Annotated in this window: 24 protein-coding genes and 1 pseudogene; 11 read left to right on the forward strand and 14 right to left on the reverse strand. The window is 63.7% G+C overall.

The window, feature by feature from the left end:
- Window positions 1–18: 18 nt before the first annotated feature.
- The gene (locus OG203_RS16270; protein ID WP_405166492.1) at window positions 19–621 is read left to right on the forward strand and encodes a hypothetical protein; all 603 of its coding nucleotides are present in this window, start codon (window positions 19–21) and stop codon (window positions 619–621) included.
- Between the two features lie 154 nt (window positions 622–775).
- Here OG203_RS16270 and OG203_RS16275 read toward each other — a convergent pair whose 3' ends face one another.
- Entirely contained in the window at window positions 776–1,393 is a 618-nt protein-coding gene (locus OG203_RS16275) for a TetR/AcrR family transcriptional regulator (RefSeq protein ID WP_405166493.1), read from the reverse strand.
- Window positions 1,394–1,409: 16 nt separating this feature from the next.
- On the reverse strand, window positions 1,410–2,648 hold the full coding sequence (locus OG203_RS16280; protein WP_405166494.1) for an acyl-CoA dehydrogenase family protein: 1,239 nt from the start codon (window positions 2,646–2,648) through the stop codon (window positions 1,410–1,412).
- Window positions 2,649–3,077: 429 nt separating this feature from the next.
- On the opposite strand from OG203_RS16280, the gene istA reads away from it, so the two are divergent.
- Both istA and istB read left to right on the forward strand, forming a co-directional pair.
- A complete protein-coding gene (gene istA, locus OG203_RS16285; protein ID WP_405159507.1) occupies window positions 3,078–4,619 on the forward strand; it encodes an IS21 family transposase in 1,542 nt (513 codons plus the stop codon).
- A 64-nt stretch (window positions 4,620–4,683) separates the two neighbouring features.
- Window positions 4,684–5,439 (forward strand): IS21-like element helper ATPase IstB, encoded by a 756-nt coding sequence (istB, locus tag OG203_RS16290; RefSeq protein ID WP_405159506.1) that lies wholly within the window; start codon window positions 4,684–4,686, stop codon window positions 5,437–5,439.
- Window positions 5,440–5,704: 265 nt separating this feature from the next.
- Here istB and OG203_RS16295 read toward each other — a convergent pair whose 3' ends face one another.
- Both OG203_RS16295 and OG203_RS16300 read right to left on the reverse strand, forming a co-directional pair.
- Complete coding sequence (locus OG203_RS16295) at window positions 5,705–7,021, reverse strand: class I SAM-dependent methyltransferase (protein WP_405166495.1); 1,317 nt, start codon at window positions 7,019–7,021, stop codon at window positions 5,705–5,707.
- Window positions 7,022–7,157: 136 nt separating this feature from the next.
- Window positions 7,158–8,162, reverse strand: coding sequence for a UbiA family prenyltransferase (locus tag OG203_RS16300; RefSeq protein WP_405166496.1), 1,005 nt, complete (start codon window positions 8,160–8,162; stop codon window positions 7,158–7,160).
- Window positions 8,163–8,512: 350 nt separating this feature from the next.
- Here OG203_RS16300 and OG203_RS16305 point away from each other — a divergent pair, with 350 nt between their 5' ends.
- A complete protein-coding gene (locus OG203_RS16305) occupies window positions 8,513–9,196 on the forward strand; it encodes an ester cyclase (RefSeq protein WP_405166497.1) in 684 nt (227 codons plus the stop codon).
- 103 nt (window positions 9,197–9,299) lie between these two features.
- Window positions 9,300–10,676 (forward strand): NAD(P)/FAD-dependent oxidoreductase, encoded by a 1,377-nt coding sequence (locus OG203_RS16310; protein WP_405166498.1) that lies wholly within the window; start codon window positions 9,300–9,302, stop codon window positions 10,674–10,676.
- A gap of 315 nt (window positions 10,677–10,991) precedes the next feature.
- On the opposite strand, the gene OG203_RS16315 is transcribed toward OG203_RS16310, so the two are convergent.
- The 8 genes from OG203_RS16315 to OG203_RS16350 all read right to left on the reverse strand — a co-directional run bounded on the left by OG203_RS16315 (window position 10,992) and on the right by OG203_RS16350 (window position 18,059).
- Window positions 10,992–11,429, reverse strand: a complete 438-nt coding sequence (locus tag OG203_RS16315) for a hypothetical protein (protein WP_405166499.1) — start codon at window positions 11,427–11,429, stop codon at window positions 10,992–10,994.
- Window positions 11,430–11,640: 211 nt separating this feature from the next.
- Complete coding sequence (locus OG203_RS16320) at window positions 11,641–12,573, reverse strand: cytochrome P450 (RefSeq protein ID WP_405166500.1); 933 nt, start codon at window positions 12,571–12,573, stop codon at window positions 11,641–11,643.
- A 305-nt stretch (window positions 12,574–12,878) separates the two neighbouring features.
- On the reverse strand, window positions 12,879–13,574 hold the full coding sequence (locus OG203_RS16325) for a tRNA-dependent cyclodipeptide synthase (protein ID WP_405166501.1): 696 nt from the start codon (window positions 13,572–13,574) through the stop codon (window positions 12,879–12,881).
- Window positions 13,571–14,428, reverse strand: a complete 858-nt coding sequence (locus tag OG203_RS16330) for a class I SAM-dependent methyltransferase (protein WP_405166502.1) — start codon at window positions 14,426–14,428, stop codon at window positions 13,571–13,573. Before OG203_RS16330 ends, OG203_RS16325 begins: the two co-directional genes overlap by 4 nt.
- A gap of 234 nt (window positions 14,429–14,662) precedes the next feature.
- Window positions 14,663–14,947, reverse strand: a complete 285-nt coding sequence (locus OG203_RS16335; RefSeq protein ID WP_405166503.1) for a hypothetical protein — start codon at window positions 14,945–14,947, stop codon at window positions 14,663–14,665.
- A gap of 582 nt (window positions 14,948–15,529) precedes the next feature.
- Window positions 15,530–16,825 (reverse strand): tyrosine-type recombinase/integrase, encoded by a 1,296-nt coding sequence (locus OG203_RS16340; protein ID WP_405166504.1) that lies wholly within the window; start codon window positions 16,823–16,825, stop codon window positions 15,530–15,532.
- A gap of 21 nt (window positions 16,826–16,846) precedes the next feature.
- The gene (locus tag OG203_RS16345; protein ID WP_405166505.1) at window positions 16,847–16,996 is read right to left on the reverse strand and encodes a hypothetical protein; all 150 of its coding nucleotides are present in this window, start codon (window positions 16,994–16,996) and stop codon (window positions 16,847–16,849) included.
- Between the two features lie 850 nt (window positions 16,997–17,846).
- Window positions 17,847–18,059 carry a hypothetical protein gene (locus OG203_RS16350; protein ID WP_405166506.1) on the reverse strand — a complete coding sequence of 71 codons (213 nt, stop codon included), beginning with the start codon at window positions 18,057–18,059 and terminating at the stop codon, window positions 17,847–17,849.
- Window positions 18,060–18,203: 144 nt separating this feature from the next.
- Between OG203_RS16350 and OG203_RS16355 the strand changes: the two are divergent.
- From OG203_RS16355 to OG203_RS16370, 4 genes and pseudogenes are all read left to right on the forward strand, one after another.
- Window positions 18,204–18,815: pseudogene (locus OG203_RS16355) on the forward strand (NAD-dependent epimerase/dehydratase family protein); the annotation flags it as partial.
- Between the two features lie 430 nt (window positions 18,816–19,245).
- Window positions 19,246–19,545, forward strand: a complete 300-nt coding sequence (locus OG203_RS16360; protein ID WP_405166507.1) for a hypothetical protein — start codon at window positions 19,246–19,248, stop codon at window positions 19,543–19,545.
- 42 nt (window positions 19,546–19,587) lie between these two features.
- Window positions 19,588–19,932: a hypothetical protein gene (locus tag OG203_RS16365; protein WP_405166508.1), complete on the forward strand. Its 345-nt coding sequence runs from the start codon at window positions 19,588–19,590 to the stop codon at window positions 19,930–19,932.
- A gap of 742 nt (window positions 19,933–20,674) precedes the next feature.
- A complete protein-coding gene (locus OG203_RS16370; RefSeq protein WP_405166509.1) occupies window positions 20,675–21,835 on the forward strand; it encodes an IS110 family transposase in 1,161 nt (386 codons plus the stop codon).
- Between the two features lie 27 nt (window positions 21,836–21,862).
- On the opposite strand, the gene OG203_RS16375 is transcribed toward OG203_RS16370, so the two are convergent.
- Both OG203_RS16375 and OG203_RS16380 read right to left on the reverse strand, forming a co-directional pair.
- Window positions 21,863–23,110, reverse strand: a complete 1,248-nt coding sequence (locus OG203_RS16375; protein WP_405166510.1) for an IS110 family transposase — start codon at window positions 23,108–23,110, stop codon at window positions 21,863–21,865.
- Window positions 23,111–23,658: 548 nt separating this feature from the next.
- A complete protein-coding gene (locus OG203_RS16380; protein WP_405166511.1) occupies window positions 23,659–24,267 on the reverse strand; it encodes a DUF4399 domain-containing protein in 609 nt (202 codons plus the stop codon).
- 253 nt (window positions 24,268–24,520) lie between these two features.
- Here OG203_RS16380 and OG203_RS16385 point away from each other — a divergent pair, with 253 nt between their 5' ends.
- Entirely contained in the window at window positions 24,521–25,636 is a 1,116-nt protein-coding gene (locus OG203_RS16385) for a polyprenyl synthetase family protein (protein WP_405167890.1), read from the forward strand.
- Window positions 25,637–25,683: 47 nt separating this feature from the next.
- Entirely contained in the window at window positions 25,684–26,754 is a 1,071-nt protein-coding gene (locus OG203_RS16390) for a hypothetical protein (RefSeq protein WP_405166512.1), read from the forward strand.
- Window positions 26,755–26,765 lie beyond the last annotated feature (11 nt).

Below are 26,765 nucleotides of genomic sequence, written 5' to 3' on the forward strand. Positions count from 1 at the left end.
CATAGGAGTACTGGAGATATGAGCACAGCAATAGTCGAAAGAGATGATGCCGCAGCAGAATCCGTGCGGCAAACGAACGAGACGACCACGAAACAGCCTCGCAAGATCGCGATCAAAGTCTCGACCGTCCTCACCGCCCTGATCATCACAGGACTGGCAGCGGCTACCTGTGTCTTCGCGGGCCTCTACTGGTCGACTGCGAGTGATCTGTCCGATCGCGACGCCCGTGCAGCCGACACCAAGCATGCCCAGCAGCTAGCCACCGACTATGCGATCGGCGCATCGACCATCGACTACCGCGACGCCAAAGCCTGGTTCGACAAGCTCAAAATCAACACCACCCCCCAGCTTGCCGCTAAGTTCGACGCCACCACCGCACAACTCCAGCAAGTCCTGCTGCCGCTGCAATGGACCTCCAAGGCCACCCCGATCACCTCAGTAGTTACCGCCGAAGCAAACGGCATCTACAAGGTCAACGCCTTCCTCGACGTGAACTCGACCAGCGCACAGACACCCGCAGGCGTACAGACAACAGTCACCTACACGGTGACCATCGACAAGAACGCAGGATGGAAAATCACCGACGTCGGCGGACTGGACGGAGCACTCCGGGCAAAATGAAAGCTGACGTGACGGTTTCTACAAGGTCACGACATCAGGTCGCCGTGACCGAGACTCCGGACGCCAAACAGCAACGCTCGCGATAACTTCCTGCTAGGTCCACCTCGAGAGTCCTAATTCAACCGCGGTCGAGCGCCACGGTCGGATACTCGAGTCAGCTGGACAGCAACAGATTTCGAGCCAGTGTCTGCCACTCGACGAGGTGCGGGTCGGTGCGTGGGTCTCGGGACTCGAAGGTGTAGGTCATGGCCACACCACGCATGCTGGTGTTCAGTAGCTCCCGGACCGTCGGATAGGCCGGGACAGCGCAGATCTGCGCGCCGAAAAAGTTGGCGGTGGCCACGCGGACCATCGAGCCCATCACTTTCTCCTCCTGCGCGAGCGCGGTGCGGAGTTCGTCGTGGATGCGCGCGGCCACCCAGAGTTCGATCGACGCCCAGAAGTACGGCTGCGCGTAGGTCTGCCACATGGCCTCAACGGCGGCGTCGATCCGGTCGCCGAGTGGGGTCGGCCAGTCGGTGCGTGCGCCGAGGTCACGCACCCGCTCGGCGGCGAGGTGATGCACCGCCGCCACCAGCAACTCATCGCGCGACGGGAAGTGGTGCAGCAGACCGCCACGCGAGGCCTGGGCCTCGCGTTGGATCCGGATGGTCGTCGCCCCTGCGTAACCTTCCTCGATAAGCACCTTGACCGCCGCGTCCAGGATCCGGCGTTTGCTCGAGGTGCTGCGCTGCTGCACCGCGCGTTTGCGGGTCTCCTCGTTGTGCGTCATCGGCATCAAATTACCGTCACCCGGTCACGTCGCGGCCGATCAGCTGCCGCGCCACGACCCACTGCTGCAATTCATTGGCGCCCTCGAAGATCTCCAGGATCTTGGCGTCCCGGTACAATTCCTCCAACCGCACCGATTCCCCGGTCTCGGAGACCTGGCGCGCGAATCCGAAAGCACCGTAGATCTGCATGGCATCGCGGACGGTATCGACCGCGATCCGGGTGCCGTAGGCCTTTGCCATCGCCGCTTCCGGCTCGGCGTTGCGGTCGCCCTGGTCGAGCCGGGTCGCGGCTTTCTGGTAAAGCGTTCGCGCACACTCGATCTCGGTCGCCCGCTCGGCCATTTTGAACTGCCAGTACTGCATCTTGCCCAACGGCCCACCGAACAACTGCCGAGTCCGCAGCCGGTGCACTGCCAGATCGACCGCCGCCTGCGCCACCCCTACACCGGCCGCGCCGATGCCGATCCGCCCACGTGTCAGGCACGACAACGCCACCGAAAGCCCCGCTCCCGCAGCACCGAGCAGATTCTCGCGGGGAACGAAGACGTTGTCGAACACGATGTCGGCCGTCAACTGGCCGCGATGTCCCATCTTCAAATCGGGAACACCGACCCGCACCCCTGGCGAGTTCTTCAGATCGATCAGCAGCATGTTCATCCGCTCGCCGGTGCGGACGAGAACCGCCGCCCACGTCGCCACCACACTGTTGGTGATCCACCGCTTGCGGCCATTGACCACGAACCCGCCCTCGACTTCGGCAGCCACCGTCTGCAGGGCCGACACCGAAAGATCGCTGCTGGCATCAGGTTCGGTGGTCGCGAACGAAAACGCCTCCTCCCCCGAGATCAACTTCGGCAGCAACCGCGCCCGGATCTCCGCCGAGGCGAAACTCAACGCCTGCGGCACCAGAATGCACTGACCATCGAACACCCCCGCCATCGAGGATGAGTGATAAGCGATCTCCTCGGTCACCGTGCACGTACCGAGCATCGGATACTCCAGCCCTTTGCCGAACGGCGCGTCGAACGGCACCGCGAACAGACCTGAGTCCGCCAGCCCACGAAACGCATCCCACGGGAAACTGTCCACCGATTCCTCGACCGACCCAATCCGCCGCGCCACCGGCGCAACCACCCGCTCGACCGCCTTCCGCGCCCAAGCCCGCACCTCGACCGTTTCCGCGGGCAGCCACACGTCATGCCACATTCGATCCTGTGTCCGCTCGACACGCTGAACAGCCAAAGCTTCGCTCATTGTTGAATCCTTTGCCCTCGGCGCACCAACAGTCGCCTGCTGTCGAGCCCGTCACTAAACAGTCAGATTAGACTGTATAGATTCCAAGGCCGGATCGACAAGGGTTAGAGCTCGGTAACCGCTGGGCCCCCTCGAGTGGGTCGATGGTGGAGGCGACCGACGACCCACCCTTCATGCCGAGCCGTGTTAGTCGGCTTTCATCTCCGCACAGCTGATAGTGTCAGCCGTCAAGTAATTCCCCCAGGTGAGGGGTAGTTCCGTCACGGAATTCCCCCACTGTCCGTCACTCAATTCCTCCACCGGCCGTCACGTAATTCCCCCACCTGGCGGTGTGTCGCCGGTCGGCGTGTCTCGCACACATGTTCGCTTGTCCTCGACGGTTGTTCCGGCGAGGAGAGCGAGAAAGAGATGGCGAGGAGGAGTTTCTCGATGTTCGATCTTGTCGAGCTCTACACCCACTGGCAGGCCGGTCGCGGACAACGCGAACTGGCGGCATCGCTGGGGATCGACCGGAAAACGATCCGGAAGTACGTCGCGCCAGCGGTTGCCGCTGGCATAACACCGGGCGCGAGCCCACCCCTTTCTGCTGAGCAGTGGGCCGAGCGAGTCGCGGAATGGTTTCCCGCACTGCATGATCCGGGCGCGCGGGCAGTGACATGGTCGTTGATCGACCCGCACGCTGAGCGGATCAAGTCCTGGCTGGGTCACCGTGTCACGGTCGCCACGATCGCGCAACGCTTACGCGACGACCACGGGGTGGACGTATCGGAATCATCTGTACGCCGTTGGATAGCAACACATTTCGCTGACGAGGCCGCCCGGGCCAAAGTGACGGTGATGCGCCCGCCGGTGCCACCGGGCAGCGAAGCCCAGATCGATTACGGCCGGCTCGGGTCGTGGTTCGATCCGACCTCGGGGCGGCGGGTGACGGTGCAGGCGTTCGTGATGGTGCTCTCGTGCTCGCGGATGCCGTTCCTGCAACCGGTGCTGTCGATGGATCAAACATCGTGGTGCGCTTCCCATGTCGCGGCATTCGAGTTCTTCGGCGGAGTCCCCGCCCGGCTCGTGATCGACAACCTACGCACCGGCGTCGACAAACCCGATCTCTACGACCCGAAACTCAACCGCACCTACGCCGAACTCGCCGTCCACTACCAGACGTTGATCGACCCGGCTCGGGTCCGCAAACCGAAGGATAAACCACGCGTCGAACGTCAAATGCAGTACATTCGCGATTCCTTCTGGCGTGGAAGGGAATTCAGCACCCTGGCCCAGATGCAAGGTGAAGCCATCCGGTGGTGCTGCGACGTCGCGGGGTTGCGGAATTCGCGGGCGCTCGACGGTGGGCAACCGTTGCCGGTGTTCGAAGCGACAGAACGCGACGCGCTGATGCCATTGCCGGCGGCGCCGTTCGTGTTGTCGGTGTGGTCGACCGGGAAAGTCGGGCTCGACACCCACATCAAGATCGGGAAAGCGTTGTATTCGGTGCCGTGGCGGCTGATCGGGCAAACCCTGCACGCCCGCACCAGCGGTGACATCGTGCAGATCTTCCGCGACCAGCACGTCGTCGCGACCCATGTCCGCCGCCTGGCGGGGCGGGCGACGAATATGGAGCACTATCCGCCCGAGACCATCGCGTTCCACCTGCAAGGCCCGACCTGGTGCCGCAAGATCGCCATCGATGTCGGCCCGGCTTGCGAGCTGGTGATCGGTGATCTGTTGTCACCCAACGCGATCCACCATCTACGCGCCGCGCAAGGCATCCTTCGGCTACGCGAGAAATACGGTCTCGACCGCCTCGAAGCGGCCTGCTCACGCGCGATCGAGGTCGGCGACCCGTCCTACCGCACCGTCAAAGGCATCCTCGCGGTCGGCACCGAGACCGAAGACCCATTCGGCGGCACCGCTACCAGCGATATCGCCGAGGTCCCGGCGTTCCTGCGCGGTCCCGACCAGTTCGCCAATAACTGACCCGCCCGCCACCCGGCCAACAATTCTTTCCTAATTCTTCACTCCAGCAAGGAAATACACACTCATGTCCATCAGCGACCCCGCCCTGCGCGATGTTCTACGCGCGCTGAAACTCACCGGCATGCTCGACACTCTCGACGCCCGCCTGGCCCAAACCCGCGACGGGAAACTCGGGCACCTCGAGTTCCTGCAGGTCCTCTGCGAAGACGAGATCGCCCGCCGCGAAACCAATGCCCTGACAAGGAGGATCCGGCGAGCGAAGTTCGAAGAACAAGCCACTTTCGAGGACTTCGACTTCGCCGCGAACCCGAAACTCCCCTCGGCGATGATCCGCGACCTGGCCGCGCTGCGCTGGCTCGATTCCGGGGAATCGGTCATCCTCTACGGCCCGGTCGGAGTCGGGAAAACCCATGTCGCACAAGCACTGGGCCATGCCGTCGCCCGCCGCGGCGGTGACGTCCGCTTCGCGAAGACCAGTCGCGTTCTGGCTGATCTGGCCGGTGGTCACGCGGATCGGTCCTGGGGCAAAAGGATTCGTGAATACACTCGCCCGCACGTGTTGATCCTCGACGACTTCGCGATGCGCGAGCACACCGCCCTGCACGCCGATGACCTCTACGAGTTGATCAGCGAACGCGCGCTCAGCGCCAAGCCGCTGATCTTGACCAGCAACCGCGCTCCGAAGGACTGGTATGCCCTGTTCCCGAACCCGGTCGTCGCCGAAAGCCTGCTCGACAGACTGATCAACACCAGCCATCAGGTCTTGATGGACGGACCCTCGTTCCGGCCCCGCAAACGGCCAGGCCGACCCGCCAGCTGACCACCTCGAAGCGGCTCGCTACGCTCGCAGCGAGGCACGTCTACTGGAGGAATTCCGTGACGGCAGCCTGGGGGAATTGCCTGACGGTCGACACTGATAGTGACCTGCTCATCCGGACTCGAAGGTCCTTGGAGCCGAGGCGATTCGGCGGTCACTTGGGCCTTGTGTCGCGGCCTCGTTGGCTGCCCGCGTGTCGTTATCAGCTCGTCGTAGGGCCGCATTCAGCGAGACCAGGCCAATCCGATCCCAGCGCGAATACGAACTCTTACGGTTTCACGGCGGTGATCTGTTCGAAGGTGAACCAGCCTGCGTAGGCCGTGCCCAGGAAGGCGGCCAGGAACAGATACCAGGCCCTGGCTTGCTCGATGCCGATCTCGGCGCCCGCTGAGTCCCAGTGGTGATCGAAGTTGGCGAGCACGGCTCGGTAGGTCGGTTCGGTGTCGGCGGTGATGTCGTCGATGTCGATGACGTCGAGGCCTGCCTGGCCCAGCGCGTCGAGGCAGTCGTGCAGTGTTGTCGTTGACGTGTCGGGAATGACGTATCGGTTCAGCCAGCGCATGCGACGCGCGTGGCGCATACCTTCGTCGCTGGTGGAGATGTTTTGCTGCAGTAGCCGACCGCCTGACTTCAGTAGGTGGTGCAGTGTGCGCGCGTAGCCGGGCAACGAGGCCCGGGGCAGGTGTGAGTTCATTTCGATGCTGCTGATGGCGTCGTAGGGCCCGTCGTCTACCAGCGCGTAGTCACACACGCGGACCTCGATCCGGTCCGCGAACGCAGTGGCCGCGATGCGGGTGGTGGCGTATTCGGCCTGCTGTGGTGAGAGGGTGACACCGACCGCGGTCACGCCGTAGTGCTCGGCGGCGTGCAATAGCAGTGAGCCCCAACCACATCCGATGTCGAGCAGTCGCGAACCGGGGCGGAGTTCGAGTTTGCGGCAGATGATGTCGAGCTTGTTGCGTTGGGCGGAGTCCAGGTCGGGGGTGGTCGGTGACCAGCACGCGGTGGAGTACACCATGGTGGGTCCGAGGATCATGGCGTAGAAGTCGTTGCTCAGTTCGTAGTGGTAGCGCACGGCGGCGGTCCCGCGAAGCGAGCGTCGCATCTCCGACTCGGGTCGCGGCAGGGGCCATCCGACTGCCTTGTTTTCCAGCCCGAGACGCAGCAGGCCGAGCCCGGCGGGCAGTCCTCGTTTCAGCAGTGCGCCCCGCTGGGCTGTAGTACGCGGCATGGCAGCGGTCAGGAAGTCGAATATGTCGTACAGGAATTGGACGAGGTCTCCGTCGACGCGGATCTCTCCGGCACTGTAGGCGCGGACAAAGTTGAGGGCGCTGGGGGGAAAGTAGAGGCGACGCAGTGCTCGCGGGGTCGGGATGACCAGCGTCGGGGCGTCGGCCGGGCCGGCGGAACTGCCGTCCCACAAGCTGACTCGGTACGGTAGCGGCCGGTCGAAGACACGCTCGAGCAACGCCGCCAGCCGTGGTGCCAGTGCAGGCGGCAGGTCCCCGGCCGATGATGGTTTCCCCCCGGCTCGTTGGGTCACGATCAACAACGATAGTGGCGGCACTGCCTGTTCCGCAGTCATTCGGGCGGCTCCCCACCGGGCGGCGGTCAAGCGTGGTGCCGTCCGGCCACTGTTGCCTTTTGCGCAGGTCGACACTGTTTGGACGCAGCTGTTCGGCCGAGGTCATGCTGGTGCATGGCGCAGGTATACGCCGGTACTAAGCAGGTTGGGTGGGCCGTGGCCGGCCGAGTTCGTACCGGTACAGCAGAGTGCGCGCGGCAGGCCAGGTCAGCAGCACGCCCGCGCCGGTGAGGGCCAGCGCCGGTAGCGGGCCGGTCGCGAGAGCGATGAAAGCGCCGGGCAGCACCGCTTTGTCGATCAGGTGATATTCGAATGCCCGCAACGCATCGGTACGCGCCAGTGGGCGCGGTGCCGTGGCGAGGATGAGGATCGAGGTCGCCGTCAACGCGGTGGAACTCAGCAGGAACAGCCCGAACACCGGCACATAGCCGATGTCGGGGAGATAGACCGGGGCCAACGCGGCCAAGATGAGTTGTAAGGCACCGATCCCGACAAGAACAACCAGGGTGGTGGGTACGCCTCGACGAACCGGCAGCGTGTGCCAGCCGACGCGGCGGTCGCCCTCGATATCGGTCAGGGCCAGGGCAACGTTGGAGAAGCTGGCTTGGAGCAAGAACACCGTCGCAACCGGCACCAGGTGCAGCGGTGGCCATGACGCGCCGAAGGTCGTGCCGACCAGGAACACGCAGACCGATGTCGACAGCGCCTCCACCACGTCGCCCACAATGCCGTGAGACTTCAGAAAAACGTTGTAGGCGCAGTAGGCGCCGACCATCAATGCCACGATAATCAGCCCATGCCAGTTGATTACGAGAATGACCAGGCATCCCGCGCTGGCACAACCGAGGGCACACAGGGTCGCGGTGCGCGCGGTGATGCGCCCGGACGGGATGGGACGGTGAGGTTTTACCAGCGCGTCCTGTCCTCGCCCCAGGTAGTCCCCCAGATACAGCCCAGCTATCCAGCCCGTCAGAATGGCGAAGCACAGCAGGAGCACCCGCCAATCCCAAATATGGTGCCCGGTCAACGATATCGCCGCGACGGCGACCAGCAGGGGGTGCGCGGCCTCATACAGCCGCCATTCCTGCAGGTGCGCGAACATCTGATGTCCTACCGCTGCCCCGGTGGGTTCACTGGTCACGACGTATCGCCTGTGTCGCGAGGTGCGCGAGCCGTTCCCGGTGAAGATCACGCTTGTGCGTCATAGCGGTTGATCCTTCGCTCCTCCGGGTGAATAGTAGGCAATACTCCATTTTTACTGGTACGCAAGGCTTGCGCGTGCGGAATATGCATTTGTGGATTGAGCGAAACAGCGTGACCGACGGCGGCAGCCAATAAGGGCTGACGCCAATAAAAGCGGGCCCGGTATTCGCGGTAGCCGCCATGTCTTCGCCCCGACCGCCGGACATGGCCGAACGGAGAGCCAGACATGTCGGTAAACCCAGCCGAAGAGCTGCTGCACACCCCGAATACCGCTGGAGCGGTGTCCTAATGTCCGTCACTGACCTCGACGAGCGCCGAAGCTGGTGGGAAACCAGGTCCGAGACCCTCCTCGCCCGCGCCACCGCGCGGGAACAGGAACTGATCGAGCAGGGTATGCCCGCGCACGGCATGACCGAATGGGCCAGGGCATGGCTGAGTGCCAACAACAGCCAGGACTACGACGCCGTGGATGCCTGCGTGACTCCGGATGTTCAGTGGGAACATCCGACTAGCTACGACCAGCACGTCAACGGACGCAAGGACTTCCGCACATTTTGTGGCCAGTTCTGGAATGCCATGCCCGACCTGCGGTGCTACCCCGCCGACGACCCCTGGATCGACGTGCAGGACGGCAACGCCCGGTGCTGCATCCCCTGGACCGCGATCGGCACCTTCACCGGACCGCTGCACCTGTGGCCCTGCACCAGCACCAGCCCGAAACTCGCCCCCAACGGCGCCAGCTTCGAATTCCACGGCGTGGACCGCTACACCTTCGTCCGCACCACCGACGGCCCCGGCGGCTTCCAGGTCCGCCATGGCAAAGCCGACTACGACCTCCTCAGCCTGCTGCACAATGTTGGGCTGGCACCCACATTGACCAGCTGGAAAGCCCGCCCGCTCCTGCTCGGTCTCAACGCCGTCGCGCAGGCCCAGCGCGCCACCCGCAAGGCAATCGAGCGCATCCGGCGGTGACCCACCGACGAACAACGCTGTTGCCGACTGGTTGAACGGAGGGTGCATCTCGATGTCGGTCACGAACTCCTCGAGCACACGGGTCTGGCAGCACGCTGCTGTCGTGGGAGGCGGAATCGGCGGGCTGCTCGCCGCGCGGGTCCTGGCCGACTACTTCGATCGAGTCACCGTCCTGGAGCAAGACCAGGTGTCGGCGGACACCGAATACCGCAGCGGCATACCGCAAGCCCGCCACCCGCACGGCCTACTCGCCAGGGGCGCCCGCATTCTGGAAGAACTGTTCCCCGGTATCCGCACCGAACTCGCCGAGATGGGCGCACCGGTCTTCGACTACGGGGAATTGACCCTGGTGATGCTGCCCACCGGCTGGGCACCGCGACGCGCCATCGGCCAGTCGGTACAGACCTGCACCCGGGTCGCCCTCGAGCGATGCATCCGACGCCGGGTCATGGCCCTGCCCGGGGTCACCATCCGCGGTGGCTTTCGCGTCGAAGACCTGTGCTGGAATGCCGCGCGGAGCCGGGTCACCGGAGTGTGCGGACGTCCACGGAAGGCCTCGCCGACCTCACCCGGCCCGGCTGAGACGATCGAGGCGGACCTGGTCATCGACGCCAGCGGCCGGACCTCGAAACTGCCACATTGGCTGTCCGAGGCCGGCTTCTCGCCTCCGGTTGAACGCGTCGTGGACGGAAACCTGTCCTACACCTCACGCCTGTACGACAGTCCCCCAGACATCAACCCCGACTGGACACTCACCGGAGAGGTGACCTACGCCCCCGCCGTGCGCCGCGGTGGCGGCATCGCCATCGTCGAATCAGGACACTGGATCGTCTGCCTCATCGGCGCGGGCGGTGAACCGACCCCCACCGACGAAGCCGGATTCCTCGACTACGCCCGATCCCTGCACAACCCCCACATCGCCAGCAGCATCACCGACGCCACACCCGCCGGGGCGCTCTACCGGTTCGTCAAGCTGGCCAACCGATGGACCCCCTACCACCAGATGCGCCGATGGCCCGACCGGCTACTGTGCCTGGGCGACGCGGTCTGCATACTCAACCCTGTTCAAGGCCAAGGCATGACGGTGGCAGCGATACAGGCGACAATCCTGAGCGATCTGCTCGACCGCCGCGACCGCACCGCGAACCTGACCGGGCTCGGCCGCCAGTTCCAACGCCGCGCCGCCCGCTCGCTACGCCTGCCCTGGCTCATGGCCGCCAGCGCCGACCTCGCCTGGAACCCCACCCACGCCGGACTGTCCGCTCGCCTCGCACACTGGTACTTCGACCAGCTCCTGCAACTACTCCCCACCGACCCCGACACCTACCGCCGCGTCATGCTGACTGGACAAATGATCAACAACCCCCTCACCCTCCTGCACCCCAGAGTCCTCGCCCGCCTCGCCCGCCACCGAGGGAGACGGATCGTCGTATCCGGCTCTCCCCTCGGACCAGACAGCGCAGCGGACGCGCCTCGCTGATCGACTGCTCATGGATCTGGTCCGATCCTCGCGAGGTCCGGGCATTCACCTGATCAATGCGCCGCCGCGACAGCCGACGGCCTTCCAGTGCGGTGGTGTGACGACGGAAGCGATCACCGAATTCGTCTAACTCACAACAAGATTCACCGATCTCATCCGAGCGCTCGCCACTCCCGACCACACCAGCTGACCGAGTCGGCGCCCTGCACCGGCCTTGTTCAGATATCTCGTCCGAACGTCGGCAAATCAGTGTTCCTGGTGGTTCCTCGCCGGAAAACCAGCTGTGCGTCAGCGAGTTCGCTGACTACTTGTCACTCAAGAGCGGTCGGTCCGGCTGACGTCTATCTCGCCGGAGTGCGATATTTGTCCGCCGACGTTGAATGTCAGGGCGGTCGGGCCGGCCGGAACCTGCAAGGCCGACACCGAAACCCACAAGGCTGACACCGCGCCAGGTTCAGACGAACTCACGTCGACGTTGCGGAAGGTCAGAGATGTGGGGTTGGAATTCGGGTCGAGCTCGGCGTAGTACGAGCTGTTTCCACCTGGGGTGAACACCGTCAGCACGAGCTGCGAGCCCACCTCGGGCGCGAACCGGAGGATGCCCCCTGCCGGAAGGGTCACACGGACGGTTTGCGGTGCAACGCTGCCGCCGCCGGTATTCCGTACCTCCACGCCCGGTTGCCCGCTCGGGCCGCCGACGACCAACGAGGTCGGCCCTGCGGGATTGACCGTGAATTGCACCGCAGGGGCCATGGCAGTACTCCTTCGCAAGCTCCGGTCATCCAACGCGCGCGCACGCAATCATTCCGTAGGGCAACCGTTTTCGTCCCTGAATCAGCGAGACGCACACGGGTGCTGCGCCTTTGACCCCGATGCCGCTCGGTGACAGTCCTGTCGCCGAGATGACAGATATAGAGCTTGGCCGATTGATATTACGCGAACCCCTGTTCGAATTCCTCCTCGCCTACCAGGAGACGGGTAGTTCGACTGGGCGGGTGAAGAGGAAGTCGGGGGGTTCCCAGGCAATGTCTTCGTGTTTGACTGCCAGTGTCAGTTCCGGCAGCCGTGACCATAGGGTCTGCAGCGCGGTTGTCAGGTGCATGCGGGCGATGTTGGCGCCGAGGCAGAAGTGTGGTCCGGTGCCGAAGGTGACTTCGCAGTGTTCGCCGCGGCCTCTGCCCAATCGGAATTTTTCTGGCGTTTTGAACTGCTGCGGGTCGCACGAGGCCGCGATCCATGGGGTGATCACCGAGTCGCCCTTGTGGATGGTGACTCCGGCGATCTCGACATCCTCGGTGGCGACCCGCGGCAGCGACGTCGCCGAATTGTGGTGTAGCCGTAAGATTTCGCGGACGGCTTGTTCCCAGAAGTCATTGGGAGTGTCGTTGTCGGGCGGTCGGGCACGCAGGATGTCAGGGTGACGCAGCAGGGTATACACGGCGACGGCGGTCGGGCCGGTAACCGGTTCAGCCGAGGTCAGGAACAGATACATCACTGTGCCACGCAGTTCTTCGGCAGTGATGTCGCCGACATCATTGGCACAGATCAAAGCGCCGATCGGATCGTCGAGAGTCGCGCCTTGAGCGCGTTTGGATTCGAGGACCTCATCGGCGAACTCCATCATCCGTTGGGTGGAAGCGCCGATGATCGCCGATTGCTGCGTCAAGTCCATCTGCACATGGATGTCGGGAATGATCTTGCGGCGCTGCTCGACTGGCACAGCCATGACCTCGCATGCCATGTGCAGGGCGAGTGGGAAGGCGTAGGCGCTCATCAGGTCGGTGGGGTTGGGGCCGGCTTGCATCGCGTCGAGTAACCGGTTGGCATGCCCGGCGATGATCGGTTGCAACGACACCGCAGCAGCAGGGGAGAAATAGCGTTGCAGGACGCGGCGCACCCGGGTGTGGTCGGGTGGATCGAGGTTGAAGATGCCGCCTCGGACACTGTTGAAGTCCTCACCGGCCAAACGTATCGAGCCGCTGCCGGTGAGGTCTCGGGAGAACCGCCGGTCCGAGCCGATGGCGGTGATATCGGTGAAGCGGGTGATCAGCCACGCCTGATCGCCTGAGGGCAGAACAACTTTCGCGACTGGCCGCTCTCGTCGTAACCATGTGAAAATCGGCGGCTCCGTACCATGGGTACCGTCCTGCAGTGGCATTGTCAGTACATCGGGCAGCGGTTCTACGGATCGTTCAAAGGTGCTCACGCGGTGCCTCCGTCAAGGGTCAGCTGGGCCACGGCGTGACCGGCACCCGGCAGCAGGTCAGCGACGATGCCGGTGGCGAACAGGTCATGCAGCGGGACGGGCTGATGGTAGGTGAACACGACATTCTGATGGCCCAGCACACCGGGTGCATCGATCAGCAACGGTGCTTCGGCGAACACGTAGGGCACATTCATATCGATCGCTGCCGCCGACGGGGCAGTGCCGTGGGTCTGGGTCAGCACGCTGGTGACCATCGATCTGATCAGAACCTGCACGGGCGGCACGGTGTAGTAGGCGTCCTCGACGTGACCGCGCAGAGCACGGTAGCGAGGGTTGCCAGCAAAGCGCGACCACACCAGCACATACCGGTCCGGGTCACTACGCCCGGCCCGGAGCAGAGCCCCGCGCGCTGCGCAACGCTGCTGATGTACTGCGGTGATGATCTTGCGTACCGCCTGCCGAGGCGCCATACCGGCCGCGATGAACCGTTGCGACGCCTCCATCCCCGGCAGCAGGACGTAGACGTGACAAAAGCGCGCCGCCGCCCAGCCCACCAGGGACTCGATAGTGGCCGGACGATAGAAGGAATTGAACGGCGAGACCCCGAGCATGATCGCCTCACCGGCATCGATCACCGCTCTCTCGTGCGCCGTCGGCCCGTGTAGCACCACCCTGTCCAGAACACAGGTCATCGCGCTTCCACCACCAACGCGTGTGGCCTAGCCAGATATCGGTCCCAGTACGGTGCCGGGAAGGCCTGTACCCCTTCGGGCGAGACCTCCATCCGATGCCAGGTGATGCTCGTGAAACCTGCTGTGCGCAGCGCTCGCTCGTAGGTGTCTTGCGACCACCACACCGCGTCGAGCGCGACCGGGTCCACACCTGAACCGTCGGGAAACCACATCGACAAGGTGACCGTGGCGCCCTCCTGTGCTGGTGGCGTGACCGCGGACATCCCGAACCCGTAGGCGGCGTAATAGTCCGCGTAATACCCGGGGTGTTCGCTTTCGTCGGCGTACCCCGAATTCAGCGTCGGAGCCAGGAACACCCCGCCGGGTTTCAGGTCCTGCTTGGCGCTGCGGCACATCGCTTCCAGGTTTTCCACGGTGGTGGCGTAGCACAGCACGTACACCGCCAACACCAGGTCGATCTGCCCGCTCAGATGTGCATACTCCGCATCGCAACGACACGGTTCGGTGAGGTCGCGGTTGAGATAAGTGATCCCCAGAGGGTCGGCGGCCTCTATCACTCGAGCCTGCGTCAGCATCCCCTCCGCGATGTCGGCGCCGATAACCTGTTTGGCGCCCCACTGCGCTAATCGGCGAGTGTAGAGACCGGTGCCGCAGCCCAGATCCAACGCCAGTTTTCCATGTACGTCACCACACAAAGCACGAATCGAAGGGGCTTCGATATACTCCCGGATCGGAATGACCGTCGCAGACGCTTCGTATGCGCGTGCGGCAGTATCGAATTGACTGGCCACTTCTAATTTCCTCTCACTGTCCAGCCAAACACCGAAGTCACGGCACAGCACCGCGACTGGCATACGCCGACAAACACCACCGACACGCGAATAATCGACCCGGGAAATTGGTTGAACCGGACTACATCACCGGGATCGACCCAAACGCGAACATGCACGGGGCAGCGCCACCAGCGTCGCCGAATCGGTTGATTGGCTATGGGGAAAATATCAGCACTATGTCGCGCGCAACCTTCGGCACCGCCAGCCGAAAACGCACTGAACGGCGACCACCCAGGATCACACCAACTGAACGTCCTACCAGGCCACAGAACGTCGCCTGACACCAATGTTACGGCGACCAGTGGCCGCGCACCACAGTTTTAGACTGACCACGATGTTCGACGCCTTAGCGGTGCCGGGTTGGGCCGAATGCGTCTCGTCGACACGCACCACCTCGCCAACACGGGAGAACTTCGGGAGGTGATCGAGGATCGCGGTCAGGTCACCGTCATCGAAGCGGCCCGCGACCGCGGCCACCCCCAACACTTTCTCGACCACCTCTGAGCTGGTGAGGGTAGCCAACTCGAGAGCACGGGTCATCTTCGCGCGAATCCTCAGCGATACAGACAACAATCCAGCGGGATCTACTCGACCGCCGCGAACGCACCGCGAACCTGACCGGGCTGGCCCGCCACCTCCCAGAGTCCTTACCCGCCTTGCCCGCCGCCGGGCTACATCCGCTGCGGGAGACTTCGTGGCGAACGATGTAATTGGCCGGACACGCCGCGGAGCGTGCGGACGCGAACGTCCGCGCCTGGCTAATTGTGGACGACCCGTCAGATGGCAGAGAGCGTCTGGAGTCACAGCCTCACGGACACATACCCCGGCTGGCTGCTGAAATTCGGGCCGAACGACGGAGTGTTGTCGACCGTGTGGTTCGCACTCCAGGCGTTCGCCAAGGCGACCGTCGACGAGCATAATCGATGCCCTTGACCGGCCCCGATCCGAGGGCTACCTTCTAGCGCATGAACACCGCAGCTATGGCTGCGGATGGACAAAGTGTGTCGAAGTCCCTGATGGCGCACCATAAATGGCAGGTCAGAACCGGCTTACCGGTTGGACCAGGCCCGTCAGATAGGGCGATTTCCAAAAATACTACAAGAATTCAGCGACGACTGTCCGTCAGCTGGTTCCGCCAAACCCCAACTCGAGCACGGCCGATGAGTCCGGTGCCTGTGCGGGCGAAGCAATGTAGTGCCGCTCCGTGACGCTCTCCCGCGAGTGCCCCAACTGCTTCGCAGCCGTCTTCGAATCCGACGCCTCAGCGATCAGCGTCGCGACCGTCTTCCGGAACGTGTACTGCGTCACATCCTTGTACAGCGTGCCACGCGCCTCCCGCCACGTCCGGTTGAAGTTGTGCGGATCGCGGAGCACTCCACCCCGGCCCGGAAAGACCAGTGCAACCTTGTCCTCCACCTCCGCCACCTCGCCATCGACCTCGCGCAGCGCCTTCACCTCACACATCCCGCCGTACTTCGGATCGGCTCGCAGCTGCTTCAACATGCGGGTCGTGAACTCCGGGAGCGCGACAATCCTGTGCCCGGCATCGGTTTTCGCCCACTCCTGACGGAACAGCCCCTTCCCCGCAAGCCTGACGACCGTCGCCGACACCGTGTACGTCGCCGGTTTCACCTCGAGGTCGAACTGGTCCCATGCTGCCGCCAGCGCTTCGCCCGGCCGCACTCCGGAGCCGAGAACCAGATCAGCCACATCGAGTACAAGTCGATCCCGCTGCGGCCCGTACGTGTACGCGGGCGTTCCCGGAATCTCATTCCCTGCCAGCCACTCTCGAAGCTGAGCACGCAAGCCGTCCAACCGTTCCCGTTCGATGGGCTGAGGCTTGAGCTTGCGCCTGCGCATACGCGACGTGTCACGCACCGGGTTTTCGGTGAGAGCACCGTGTCGGACGGCGACCCCCATGATGCCGGTCAGAATGACCTTGTGCAGTCGCGCCTTCGACTTCAGCCCGGCAGCGGCGATCGATTGGATATGGTCATCGAGTCGGCCTGTATCCGCTTCCCACACACGAAGATTGCCGAGTGCAGGGCGCAGCTTGACCGCCTTCTTCTTGGCGCGCTTGTCTTCGCTCGCGTCGATTTCACCCTTGTACCGGTCATAGGACTGCTGACCGACACCTTCATCTCGTTTCACCTCCTCGAGCCACATATCCATCAGGAGCGCAAGGCGCGTATCCCGCGTGACCTTGCCTCGAGCACGGCCCTTGTATTGCTTCTGCCGAGCCGCGAGCTTCTTCCGCAATTCTGCCTTCGCTTTACTCTCCGTCGGCCCGGATGCTTCCACGAGGCGGCTCTTTCCGTCATAGTCGCGGAACGTGGCCCACGCCCGCCACTTCCCGTCCTTCTGCTCTTTAGCACCTATGTCGCCGTAGCCGCCGAGTTCGGTAGCTGGTCTTGGCATTGCGGTTCTCCCTCCTGTTGCTCACGCTGCTTCCGGCTGCTCCTCGGTGTGCACCATGCGTGCCTCGAGGTAGGCGTCCAGGTCTACAAGCCGATACATGCACGAGTTGCCGGACGGCTTCGAGTAGCGGGGTCCGTGCCCCTTGACAGCCCAGTTCGCGAGGGTGAACACTCATGTATTCGCCCGCTTCCTCACGAGTGAGCCACCGCTTGCCATCTCCCACGCCAAACTCGTTGGCCCTGAGCTTCATCGCCGCATTCCCGTCAGTTCGGCCGATACGAATCCGGACGCGGAACGATCGACCCTCAATACGGGCGGAATCGTCAAGTCGGCCCTGCTCGAGTCGCCTCCGCGTGGCCCTGTGCCGCCCTGAATCAGGGCATTGGGCGGAAACAGGCAACCACGGATCTGCGCGGCCCGCCCGCCGGACAGCGGCATGTATTCCGGACACGGTGTGCGGGTCAGGTGGTAGCCGCGACAGGCCAACGCTGAACCTGGGATAGCGGGCACCCCACAATTGCCCGTGCCTGACCGGTGCGCTGAAGCGCTCAACGCCAGCGGAGATTGACCGACGCGCTTACCGAAGGTGTATGGGAGTCGGCGCGAGGTCCAGAGCATAAGAAGCCACCCTCCTGATCGACGGAAGTCCGCGTGCGTCAATGCACTGGCACATCTCCTGTCGAAAATCGCCGGACAGACCCAGATAACTTCGAGTCGTCGAATGGCTCAGGCCATTAGGAGACACGATCTCGAGCGCGCTGCCTTGTTACCGTAGTGAGGTGTCCGCCGATGCTCCGACGATCCTTGCGACGTCGATGGGGTTCAACCGAGCGCGGGATCCGTGGCAACCATCGCCAGTTTTCCGGGTACGCGTTTGACCTCGCCAGGCAGCCCTCGCGGTCGAAATTGTGCTTCATCGCCACCGGCTCCGGGGCTGGGTGCCGTGTCTGTCCGTTGACCTCGGTCTTCGACACCCCCCATCGACGAGGCGTTGGCGCGCCGCGGCAACCCTAGACGCGGCCTACAGCAATTCTGGTGCGAAATAGGTGGCGGCCAGGGCGACGAAGGTCTTGGCCTCCTCCGCCGATACGGCGTATTCGTTGGTGACGCGGCGGGCCACGAAGACTTGTTGCGGGCCGCGGTCGCTGTTGGGATGGGCGGCGATTTCGGTTCGCAGGTCGGCGACGACGGCTTTGGCGAGGTCCACGCTTTCTCGCCGGTATTTCCTCGCCATGACGGAGAGTTGGCCGTCGTAGGAGTCGAGCCCGTCGAGGAACTGCTTCTCGTCGGCGGTGTACTGCTGGATGCGTGGAATTCGGTCGCCGTAGACGTTGAGGGTCAGGCCTGCGGAGAAGCCGAGGGAAGCGCCGAAGAGGAGGACCCGACCGAGCTCCCACTTGCCGAGACCTCGCCGACCAACCCGGTCAACACCTACGGCGACACCAAACTCGCGATCGACCGGGCCATCACCACTTTCTGTCGCGCGTTCCCCTTCGGCGCGACCTCGCTTCGCTATTTCAACGTCGCCGGTGCCCACGACTGCGGCGACGGCACCATGATCGGCGAACGCCACAACCCCGAAACCCATCTCATCCCATTGGCACTCGACGCCGCCCTCGGCCGCGCCGACAAGTTCTCGCTGTTCGGCGACGACTACCCGACCCCAGATGGCACGTGCGTACGCGACTACATCCACATCACCGACCTCGCCCGCGCACACCTGCTCGCATTGGACCGTATTCACCCCGGAGAACACCGGATCTACAACCTTGGCAACGGCATCGGATTCTCGAATCTCCAAGTGATCGAAGCGATTCGGAAGGTGACCGGACTGCCATTCGAGGTCGAGCACGCCCCTCGGCGGCCAGGTGATCCGGCAACGTTGTATGCCTCGTCTGAACTGGCTCAGCGAGAACTCAAATGGACACCGGAAACCCCCGACATCGTCAACATCGTCCGTGACGCGTGGCGATTCCATCAGATCCAGTAGCAGCGACGCCGGTTTATCGCCTGTGCTGGTGCAGCCGGGGGTCTCATCGGCGCTCTTGACTCGTGCGAGTGAGGTCAGATACTTCGGCAATGAGGAGGCGGGGGAATGTCCGCTGGTGTCACCGGGTTCGGCTGGGACCGTGGCGTGGGTGGCGGCGTCGAAGTTGGCATGACGGATGAGAAGAAGCTTCGCCCTCGGTTGATGCCTGCTCCCAGGTGTGAGCCGGAGCCGGATCGCGGACCCGAGGAGGATCGCGGCGTTGTCGACTGGCTGGCGTTTTTCCGTGATCGAACGACGGAGTCTGGTGGGTTCGGGTGATGGGCACAAGTCTTTCCTGGTGGCAGTAACGAATAGGGAGGTGGTGTCTGCGCCTCGTGGTCTCTCGGTGGGCACCTGGTGTTCCTATTCAGAACTGAGTAGCAGGAGGATCATGGCAAACCGTAGGTTCAGCAGTGTTGTCGTTGTCGCGTTCGCGACGGTGTTGGTGGCTGTCGGCGGCGCGGGAACTGCCTTCGCCGGTGTCGACGACGAGCAGATCGTGGGATGTTCGTCGGCGAAGGATTACGCGGGCTTTAAGCAATGTCTGGACAAGCTGAAAACCCAGGATGCGAAGGCTGGCGCTGCATATCAGAAGGCCTACGCCGCATGCGAGGCGAAGATTAAGAAGCCGACACCGAGTGCCTACGATAAGTGCCGTGCTGATGGGGCGTTAGCTGCCAGGCGTGCGTAGGTTTGCTGGCGTCGCGTGAGTACCCATCGCTAGTATTCGAACATGGGTTCGAGTGATGGGCCGCAGCGGACTGAGGGTACGGAGCCGGAGTTGGCGTATCCGAATGCGATGGGTCACTACTACCGGACGGCGGTGGAGCAGCCGAAGCCGGTGTGGGTTCGGTTGGATGCCATCGTGATTCGTGATCCGGGCACGCCGAAGCACACCAATGGCGCTGGGGTGGTGATGCGTGGTGAGCGTCCGGGCTTGCTGACACATTGGGTGCCGACGGTGGATGGCGATTGGCTGGGCAGGGTGACGTTCACCGTGCAGTACGCCGATGGCCGTCCGGATCTTCGGGTGCCGGATCAGCTGGTTCCGGCGTATGCCCTGCGCCCGCGGACTTGAGAACGGGTGTTCTCCGGGCGTTCGACCGACCACTTCATCTCGGTCGGTCGAACGCACGCCCAGCGGCATTTCCGGATGTATGAGCGAAAATATCTGGCGTGGGTTTCAGCCGCACTGAGACAGGAACGCCCCCGTGCGACCCTCTCAGCACGGGAGCATTCGTTAGCAAGCGCTAACGGTCGACGCAGCTATTCGCTGTCGTCATCCCCTTCGCCCTCGGCTTGGAGGGCCACTTTGAGGTCGACCAGTACGTCAACGACATCGTTCTTCTTGTCGTCCTTGTCGTTCTCGGCCACAGCTACTCCGATCTCGGGATGATCGCCGCCTCGGCGGAGACGGCGAGCTTCATTGTCCTCCAAAACCACTCGCAGTACTTCGGATACCTAACGGGCTGCGCGGGGCCTGGAACGCACCATATTGCCGATCCGCAGATGGAGGCGCGCACATCGGCAATATCGGATGTTCTGCGCGGCAGTCGATCTCGTCGCGCAGAACGCCCGCGCAGCGGCTAGTTAGAGACTGGTGTCAGGATCAGATCCCGGCCAGGATTTGGTTCAGGTGCCCGGTGGGGTGCTCTCTCAGCGGCTGCCCACCGTCGTGATTGGTGTGGCTCTCTAATTGGTTTGCCTCCCACCGGGTGCCGTGCCGGAGTGGCTCGAAAGGGATCTGCCCCACGCTCGAACTAGCAATGCCCTCCCGGCACGGACACCAACACGATCGCAGACCACGGGAGGCCACGGCGATGACCGTCATCATCGGAATGGATCCACACAAACGCTCGGCCACCATCGAAATCATCGACAAAACCGGACGGATCCTAGCCACCGGCAGATACGACACCGACACCGACGGCTATGCGGAAATGCGCACCGCCACACAACGATTCACCGACCGGATCTGGGCGGTCGAGGGCTGCAACGGTGTGGGCCGTCACCTCGCACATCGCCTGATCCATGACGGAGAAACCGTCTTGGACGTTCCCACGAAACTCTCCGCGCAAGTGCGGGTCTTCGCCACCGGCAACGGCCGCAAAACCGATCCGGTCGACGCGCACTCAGTTGCCCTCGCAGCCTTGCACGCACCGAATCTGCGTCGCGTTGCCGCTGATCCGGAACTGATCGCGCTCGGCATGCTCGCCGATCGACGCGACGGGCTCGGTCACGCTCGCACCGACACCCTCAACCGCCTGCACCGGGTACTGCTGGAACTGATTCCCGGTGGCGCCAAGAAGTTCCTCTCCGCCCGCCAAGCCCGCGAACTGCTCGCCACGATCACCGCGACCGACCCGGTCACCACGGTCCAGCAGCGATTGGCGACGGAATTGATCGAGGACCTCGAAACCATCGACCGCAGGATCAGAGCCGCCGACAAAGAACTACGCCAGCTCGTCCTCGACCGCGGCTCGACGCTGATGGATTTGAATGGCATCGGACCTTCCAGCGCGGCAAGGCTTTTGGCCGACACCGGCGACATCCACCGCTTCGCCAACCGGGACCGGTTCGCCTCCTGGAACGGCACCGCACCCCTGGACGTCTCCTCCGGAGAACAACAACGCCACCGGCTCTCGCGCGCCGGCAACCGCAAAATCAACCGGGTCTTGCACATCATGGCCGTCGTCCAACTACGCCACCCCACCGCCGGCCGGGTCTACTACGACACCCGCAGAACCAGCGGAAAGACGTCGATGGAAGCACTACGCGCGCTCAAACGCAGACTCTCCAACACCATCTACACACGCATGCTCACCGATCAACGACAACGCGAATGGGCGGGCCCGGGAGGGCAATCGGGAACGACTACTGACTCCAGCGCGACCGGCTCCAACCCGAACACCGATCCTTCGGACAAGCCACAACCCGGACCCACCAAACAGGCTAACCCCACACCCACACCGACGTCTTGACATAGAGACCTCCGATTCCGCTAACTGTCAAGCTGCGGCGGATGTCGTTGGCGTGGTGGGAGGTTGGTTGAAAGCTTTTGTCGGGTCGTAGGTTTGGCCGGTTTGCAGGCAGTGGTAGAGCTGTCCGAGCATTTTGTTGAACAGGTGCCGGACCGCGGGGGCGTGCCGGTCGCCGTGGTCGCGGCGACGCCGGTAGTGCTCATAGGCCGGACCGGACAAGACAACCAGGGTGGTACCCCACACCCAGCCGACGGCCGCGAGGCGATCGTTTTTGATCCGGCGGTGGGTGATGGAGATGGTCTTGCCGGATGCTCGGGTGACCGGCGCCGAGCCGGCATAGGCCTTCAACCCTCGGGCGTTGGTGAAGCGGGTGCGGTCGTCGCCGAGCTCGGCGAGCATCCGAGCCCCGGTGAGGTCGGCCAAGCCAGGGAAACTGGTGATGATGGAGTAGTCGCGATGTTTGCGGAACTCCTCGGCGGCGGCCTGCTCCAGGTCAGCAGCACCGGCACAGGCGGCATCGAGCATGGCCAGCAGTGCCACGGCTTGGCGGCCCATCGCAGTTTCCACCAACTCTGGTTGGCGCAGTTGCGGTTTGCGCAATCCGTCGACGATGTCGGCGGCGAGTTGGTCGATGCCGCGTTGACGTCCGGCCCGGCGCAATGCCGCTGCGACGCGGGTCTTGGTCAGTTTCATCGCTCGCGCCGGGGTTGGCGCGATCGAAAGAACAGCTCGCGCTTCAGCTTTGGCGAGGTTGGTGACAGATCTCGCCGCGAAGGTGGTCAGGAACGATGGGTAATACTCGCGCAACAGAGAGCGCAGCTCGTTGCTGGCCTTGGTTCGCCGCCAGATCGCATCCTGCTGCGCCCGAGCCAACACCGTGATCGCCTGGGCGAGTTCGCTATCGGCAGGCAGTTGTCGGTGAATATGGGCATCGACACGCAAAATGTTGGCCAAGGTCATCGCGTCGAGGTGATCGGATTTCGCGCGGGCCAGGCTACGGCGTTCGCGATAACGCGCGACCGCCATCGGGTTGATCGCGAAGACCGGTCGCCCGCTTGCGCGCAGCGCGGCGACCATCAGCCCGCGCGAAGTCTCGATCGCAATCGGGATCGGATCCTGGGCGGTGTCACCGGCCTCGGCCAGTAGTTCGACCAGCTCGGCGAAACCCGTGGGGTCGTCGGCGATCCGTTTCTTCGCCACCAGCACACCGTCGCGATCGACGACCGCGATGTCGTGATGGCCTTCGGCCCAGTCGATTCCGCAATATCGGTTCAAATCCGTCCTCCATCAGATGGTTACCGCTGGTCGAAACCCTGGCGAGAACGCGCAGCACCCTACTTACGAGCCTGTTGGGCTTGCCTCCGATGAGCTGTTCGCGATCCCAGCGCACCCGCACGGCACCGGTCTGCATCAGAGCTCGACAGGCTCTCGATTCAGCAGGGCGTCTGGTCGCGCGGGAGGGCTCGAACCACGAACAATCTCAGCTGCTCACCAACGCTGGAGCCGGAAGACACACCGCGCCAACCGGATCCGCCGTCAGAGAGAGGTCCGGGCGCGGCGCCCGCGGCCTTTATGAAGGCCTCAAGGACCAAGGGGTGCCAAAGGGGTCACCGCACCGGACCTGAACGACCGACCTCACAGAACGGATCGTTCGGAGATAAGTAGGGGTGCCAATACCGGACGTTCGCAGACCTGCCCGGTCAACCTTGCAAGCCTGGTCGACCGGGTCGGTTGCGGTAGACAGGATCGTCGGCTCAGCGTCGCTGCGGCGGCGTGCTCCGATGATCGCTACTGGTGAAGCGGATTCGTGGTCGGCCGCGTAATTACTGCACCGTCACGGTGATCGTCTGGCTCAGGTCGGGCCCGTAGGACAGGTGCGCGCCGTTATCGAACTGCAAGGTCAAGGTGTGCTGGCCGGGTGACAGGTTGACTGTGGTCCGAGTCTGCCCCTTTCCGTAGTGAATAGACGTCTCCGCAACTGGGACGACCTGACCTTTCGGGACCGGGGCTCCGTCGATGATCAAGCAGAAGTGCCCGGTGTTGGGGGTCATGTCACCTGAGGGTTTGACTTCCATCCCACTCACGCCGAAGCTGGCGTCGAACGAGCTGGGTACGGTCGCCCCGTTTGCTGGTTCCCGGAAATTGACACTCGCCATTGCGCTCTCCACATCAGTAAGGTGTCTGGCCCACTGTCGGTCAAGGCCCGATACTGAGCATGACGCATGCCGGATTGAGGCGTACCCGAAATCGGTTCGGCGCCAACAAGATACCGCGCGCGTCGCACGAAGGGCCAACGATTCTGGACATTTGGCCAACGTGCGCCATGCGGCATTTCCGGACCTTCGTGAGCGTGAGACCGCGAGGTCGATCGACATGCCTGCGGGGTGGAGTAACCGCTGGGCTTGGTTAGGTAGTAGGAGAATCTGTGCCATCCGGAACCCGCGATGGTTACGAATATGCCGTCGGGTCTGCCTTCGCTGGTTGTTCGTCCAGCACCACTCGCTGTCGGATGCGCGCCGCGCGGGGCGCACCTGGCCTACCTCGTGAATCAGTCACAGGCGGAACATGTTTCGGACCAAGGTTGGGTGCTTGTCGTTGTCGTAGCATCGGGATTTCGCTCCGCGTCAACCCGCACTCTGCGAAAATCTCGGTAGGCGAGCGCGGGTGGGGAGGCTGATCGTGACGATGGTGGATCCCGACCAAGGGAGCGGTTCCGGTCCAGGGCCGGTCGCGACGGAGTTGCCCGGGATGGCGTTGGACGCGGCGGGGATCGGCTCGGTGGTGGAGACATTGCTGCGGGGGTTTCTCGACGAGCAGGATCGGCTCGCGGTGGAGCTGCCGGAGTTGGCCGTGTTCACGGGGTTATTGCGGGATCTGCTTGCCGCCGGGGGCAAGCGGATTCGACCGCAGCTGTGTGTGCTGGGCTGGCAAGCGGTCACAGGTGAACCGCCGACTTCGATCGTGTGGCGGGTGGCGGCGTCGCTGGAGTTGTTCCACGCGTTCGCGCTGATCCACGACGACATCATGGATCACTCCGCGCTGCGGCGTGGTCGGCCGACGGCGCATCGAGTGTTCGCCGCTCGGTATCAGCAACGCTGCGATGCCGACAGTCTCGGTGAGCATGCGGCAATTCTTTTGGGGGACATCGCATTAGGGTGGTCGTACGAACTGCTGCAGGATCGCGACGGCGACCAGGGGCGGTTCGCGGCGGTCCGCTCGACGCTCAATGCGTTACGTACCGAGACATTGATCGGGCAGTTTCTGGACCTGTCCGCGACGGGGCGCGATACCGCGGATCTGGATGTCGCGTGGCGGATCATCCGGCTCAAGACGACCAAGTACACCATCGAACGTCCGCTGCAACTGGGCGCGATGCTCGCCGGGGCCGGTAGCGCTCAGCTGAAAACGCTCACCGATTACGCGATCCCGCTGGGTGATGCGTTCCAGTTGCGTGATGATCTGCTCGGAGTGTTCGGAGATTCCGGTGACACCGGTAAGAGCACGCTCGACGACCTGCGCGAGGGCAAGCATACCGTCCTGATCGCCACCACCTATGAGCTCGCCACTCCGGTCCAAAGACGGCTGTTGCGAAGGTATCTCGGTAATCCGCGCCTGACCGAGCGGGGTGCCTGCCATATCCGGCGGGTGGTCACAGAGACCGGTGCGCGCGACGCGGTGGAGCAGATGATCGACACTCGCGTCGCGCAGGCCCTCGCCGCCCTCGGCACCGGCACGCTGGAACCCGACGCCGAGCTCGCATTACGTCAGCTCGTCCATGCCGCAGCCACCAGGTCCACCTGATCGCCTCAGTTGCACAACCTGATTCGCCACTACCCGAGGAGTCGCCCGTGACCGCTCAGTCCGTTCCCGACGATCGAGTCCTCGACAAGAGTGGGCCGACGGCGCTCGCGTTCTACTGCCCCATCCCATTGTCGTTTCATCCGAACGCCAAACTCGTGCAAGACCGTTCGTTCGACTGGATGGAGCGGTTGCGGCTGTTCGGCGATGCGACCATGCCGCGAGAGAACGCACTGGCCACCGACAGCGCACGAGTCACCGGGAGCATGATCCCGGAAGCTTCCGATGAACTGTTGCTCCTCTATGTGACCTACATGTATTGGGGTTACCAGGTCGACGATTTCTTCGATACCGGCACCGTCACCCAACGCCGCCACCAATACCGTGCGCTGATCCCCCGCCTACTGCGGGCGCTCGAAGCACCGCTGGCGCAGGTCGCAGATGATCCGCCGCACGTGGCGCTGCTGCGTGGCATGCGCCGCTATCTGGACGAGAACGTCTCGGCCGCTCTGGTCCGGTTGTGGGTCGACGCGAATCAGGCGTGGCTGCTCGGCGTAGCACTCGAATTGGACGACGCGCTCACCGAAACACTGCCCGGCATCGACGAGTACCTGTTCACCAAGCTGTTCGACGGCGCCGCCCGCACCGTCACGATCACCGTGGAGGTGTGTGGTGGCACGGAACTTCCTGCGGCCGAACGGGAAAGCCCTGCCGTCACCGCGTTGACCCACGCAGCGGGCATGCTGATAAACCTGTACGCCGACGTGTCTTCCCACGCCAAGGAAACCCCGACCGACCGCAACATCGTCAACGTACTGCGGGCCGAAGGACGCAGTCGTGACCAAGCCCTGGCCGAAGCGGTCGAATTGTGCGACCGGATCATGCTGCTGTTCCTCGAATTACGCAGGCAGACCCTGCCCCGGGTCAGCTCCTCGACCTCGGTCTATCTGACCAACCTCGGTACCACGCTGAGCGGAGTCCTCGACTGGTGCGCAATGACCGCCCGCTTTGCCGCCGCGGCGGGCCGCCCGCACGTAACCCGCACCGATCAGCCGTCGCGATACGGGCTCACGCCACCGCCGTACCCGAACATCGCCTGGTGGTGGGATCAACTCGACTGATCAGTCCGCAG

The sequence above is a fragment of the Nocardia sp. NBC_01499 genome, assembly GCF_045040275.1.
Taxonomy (GTDB): domain Bacteria; phylum Actinomycetota; class Actinomycetes; order Mycobacteriales; family Mycobacteriaceae; genus Nocardia.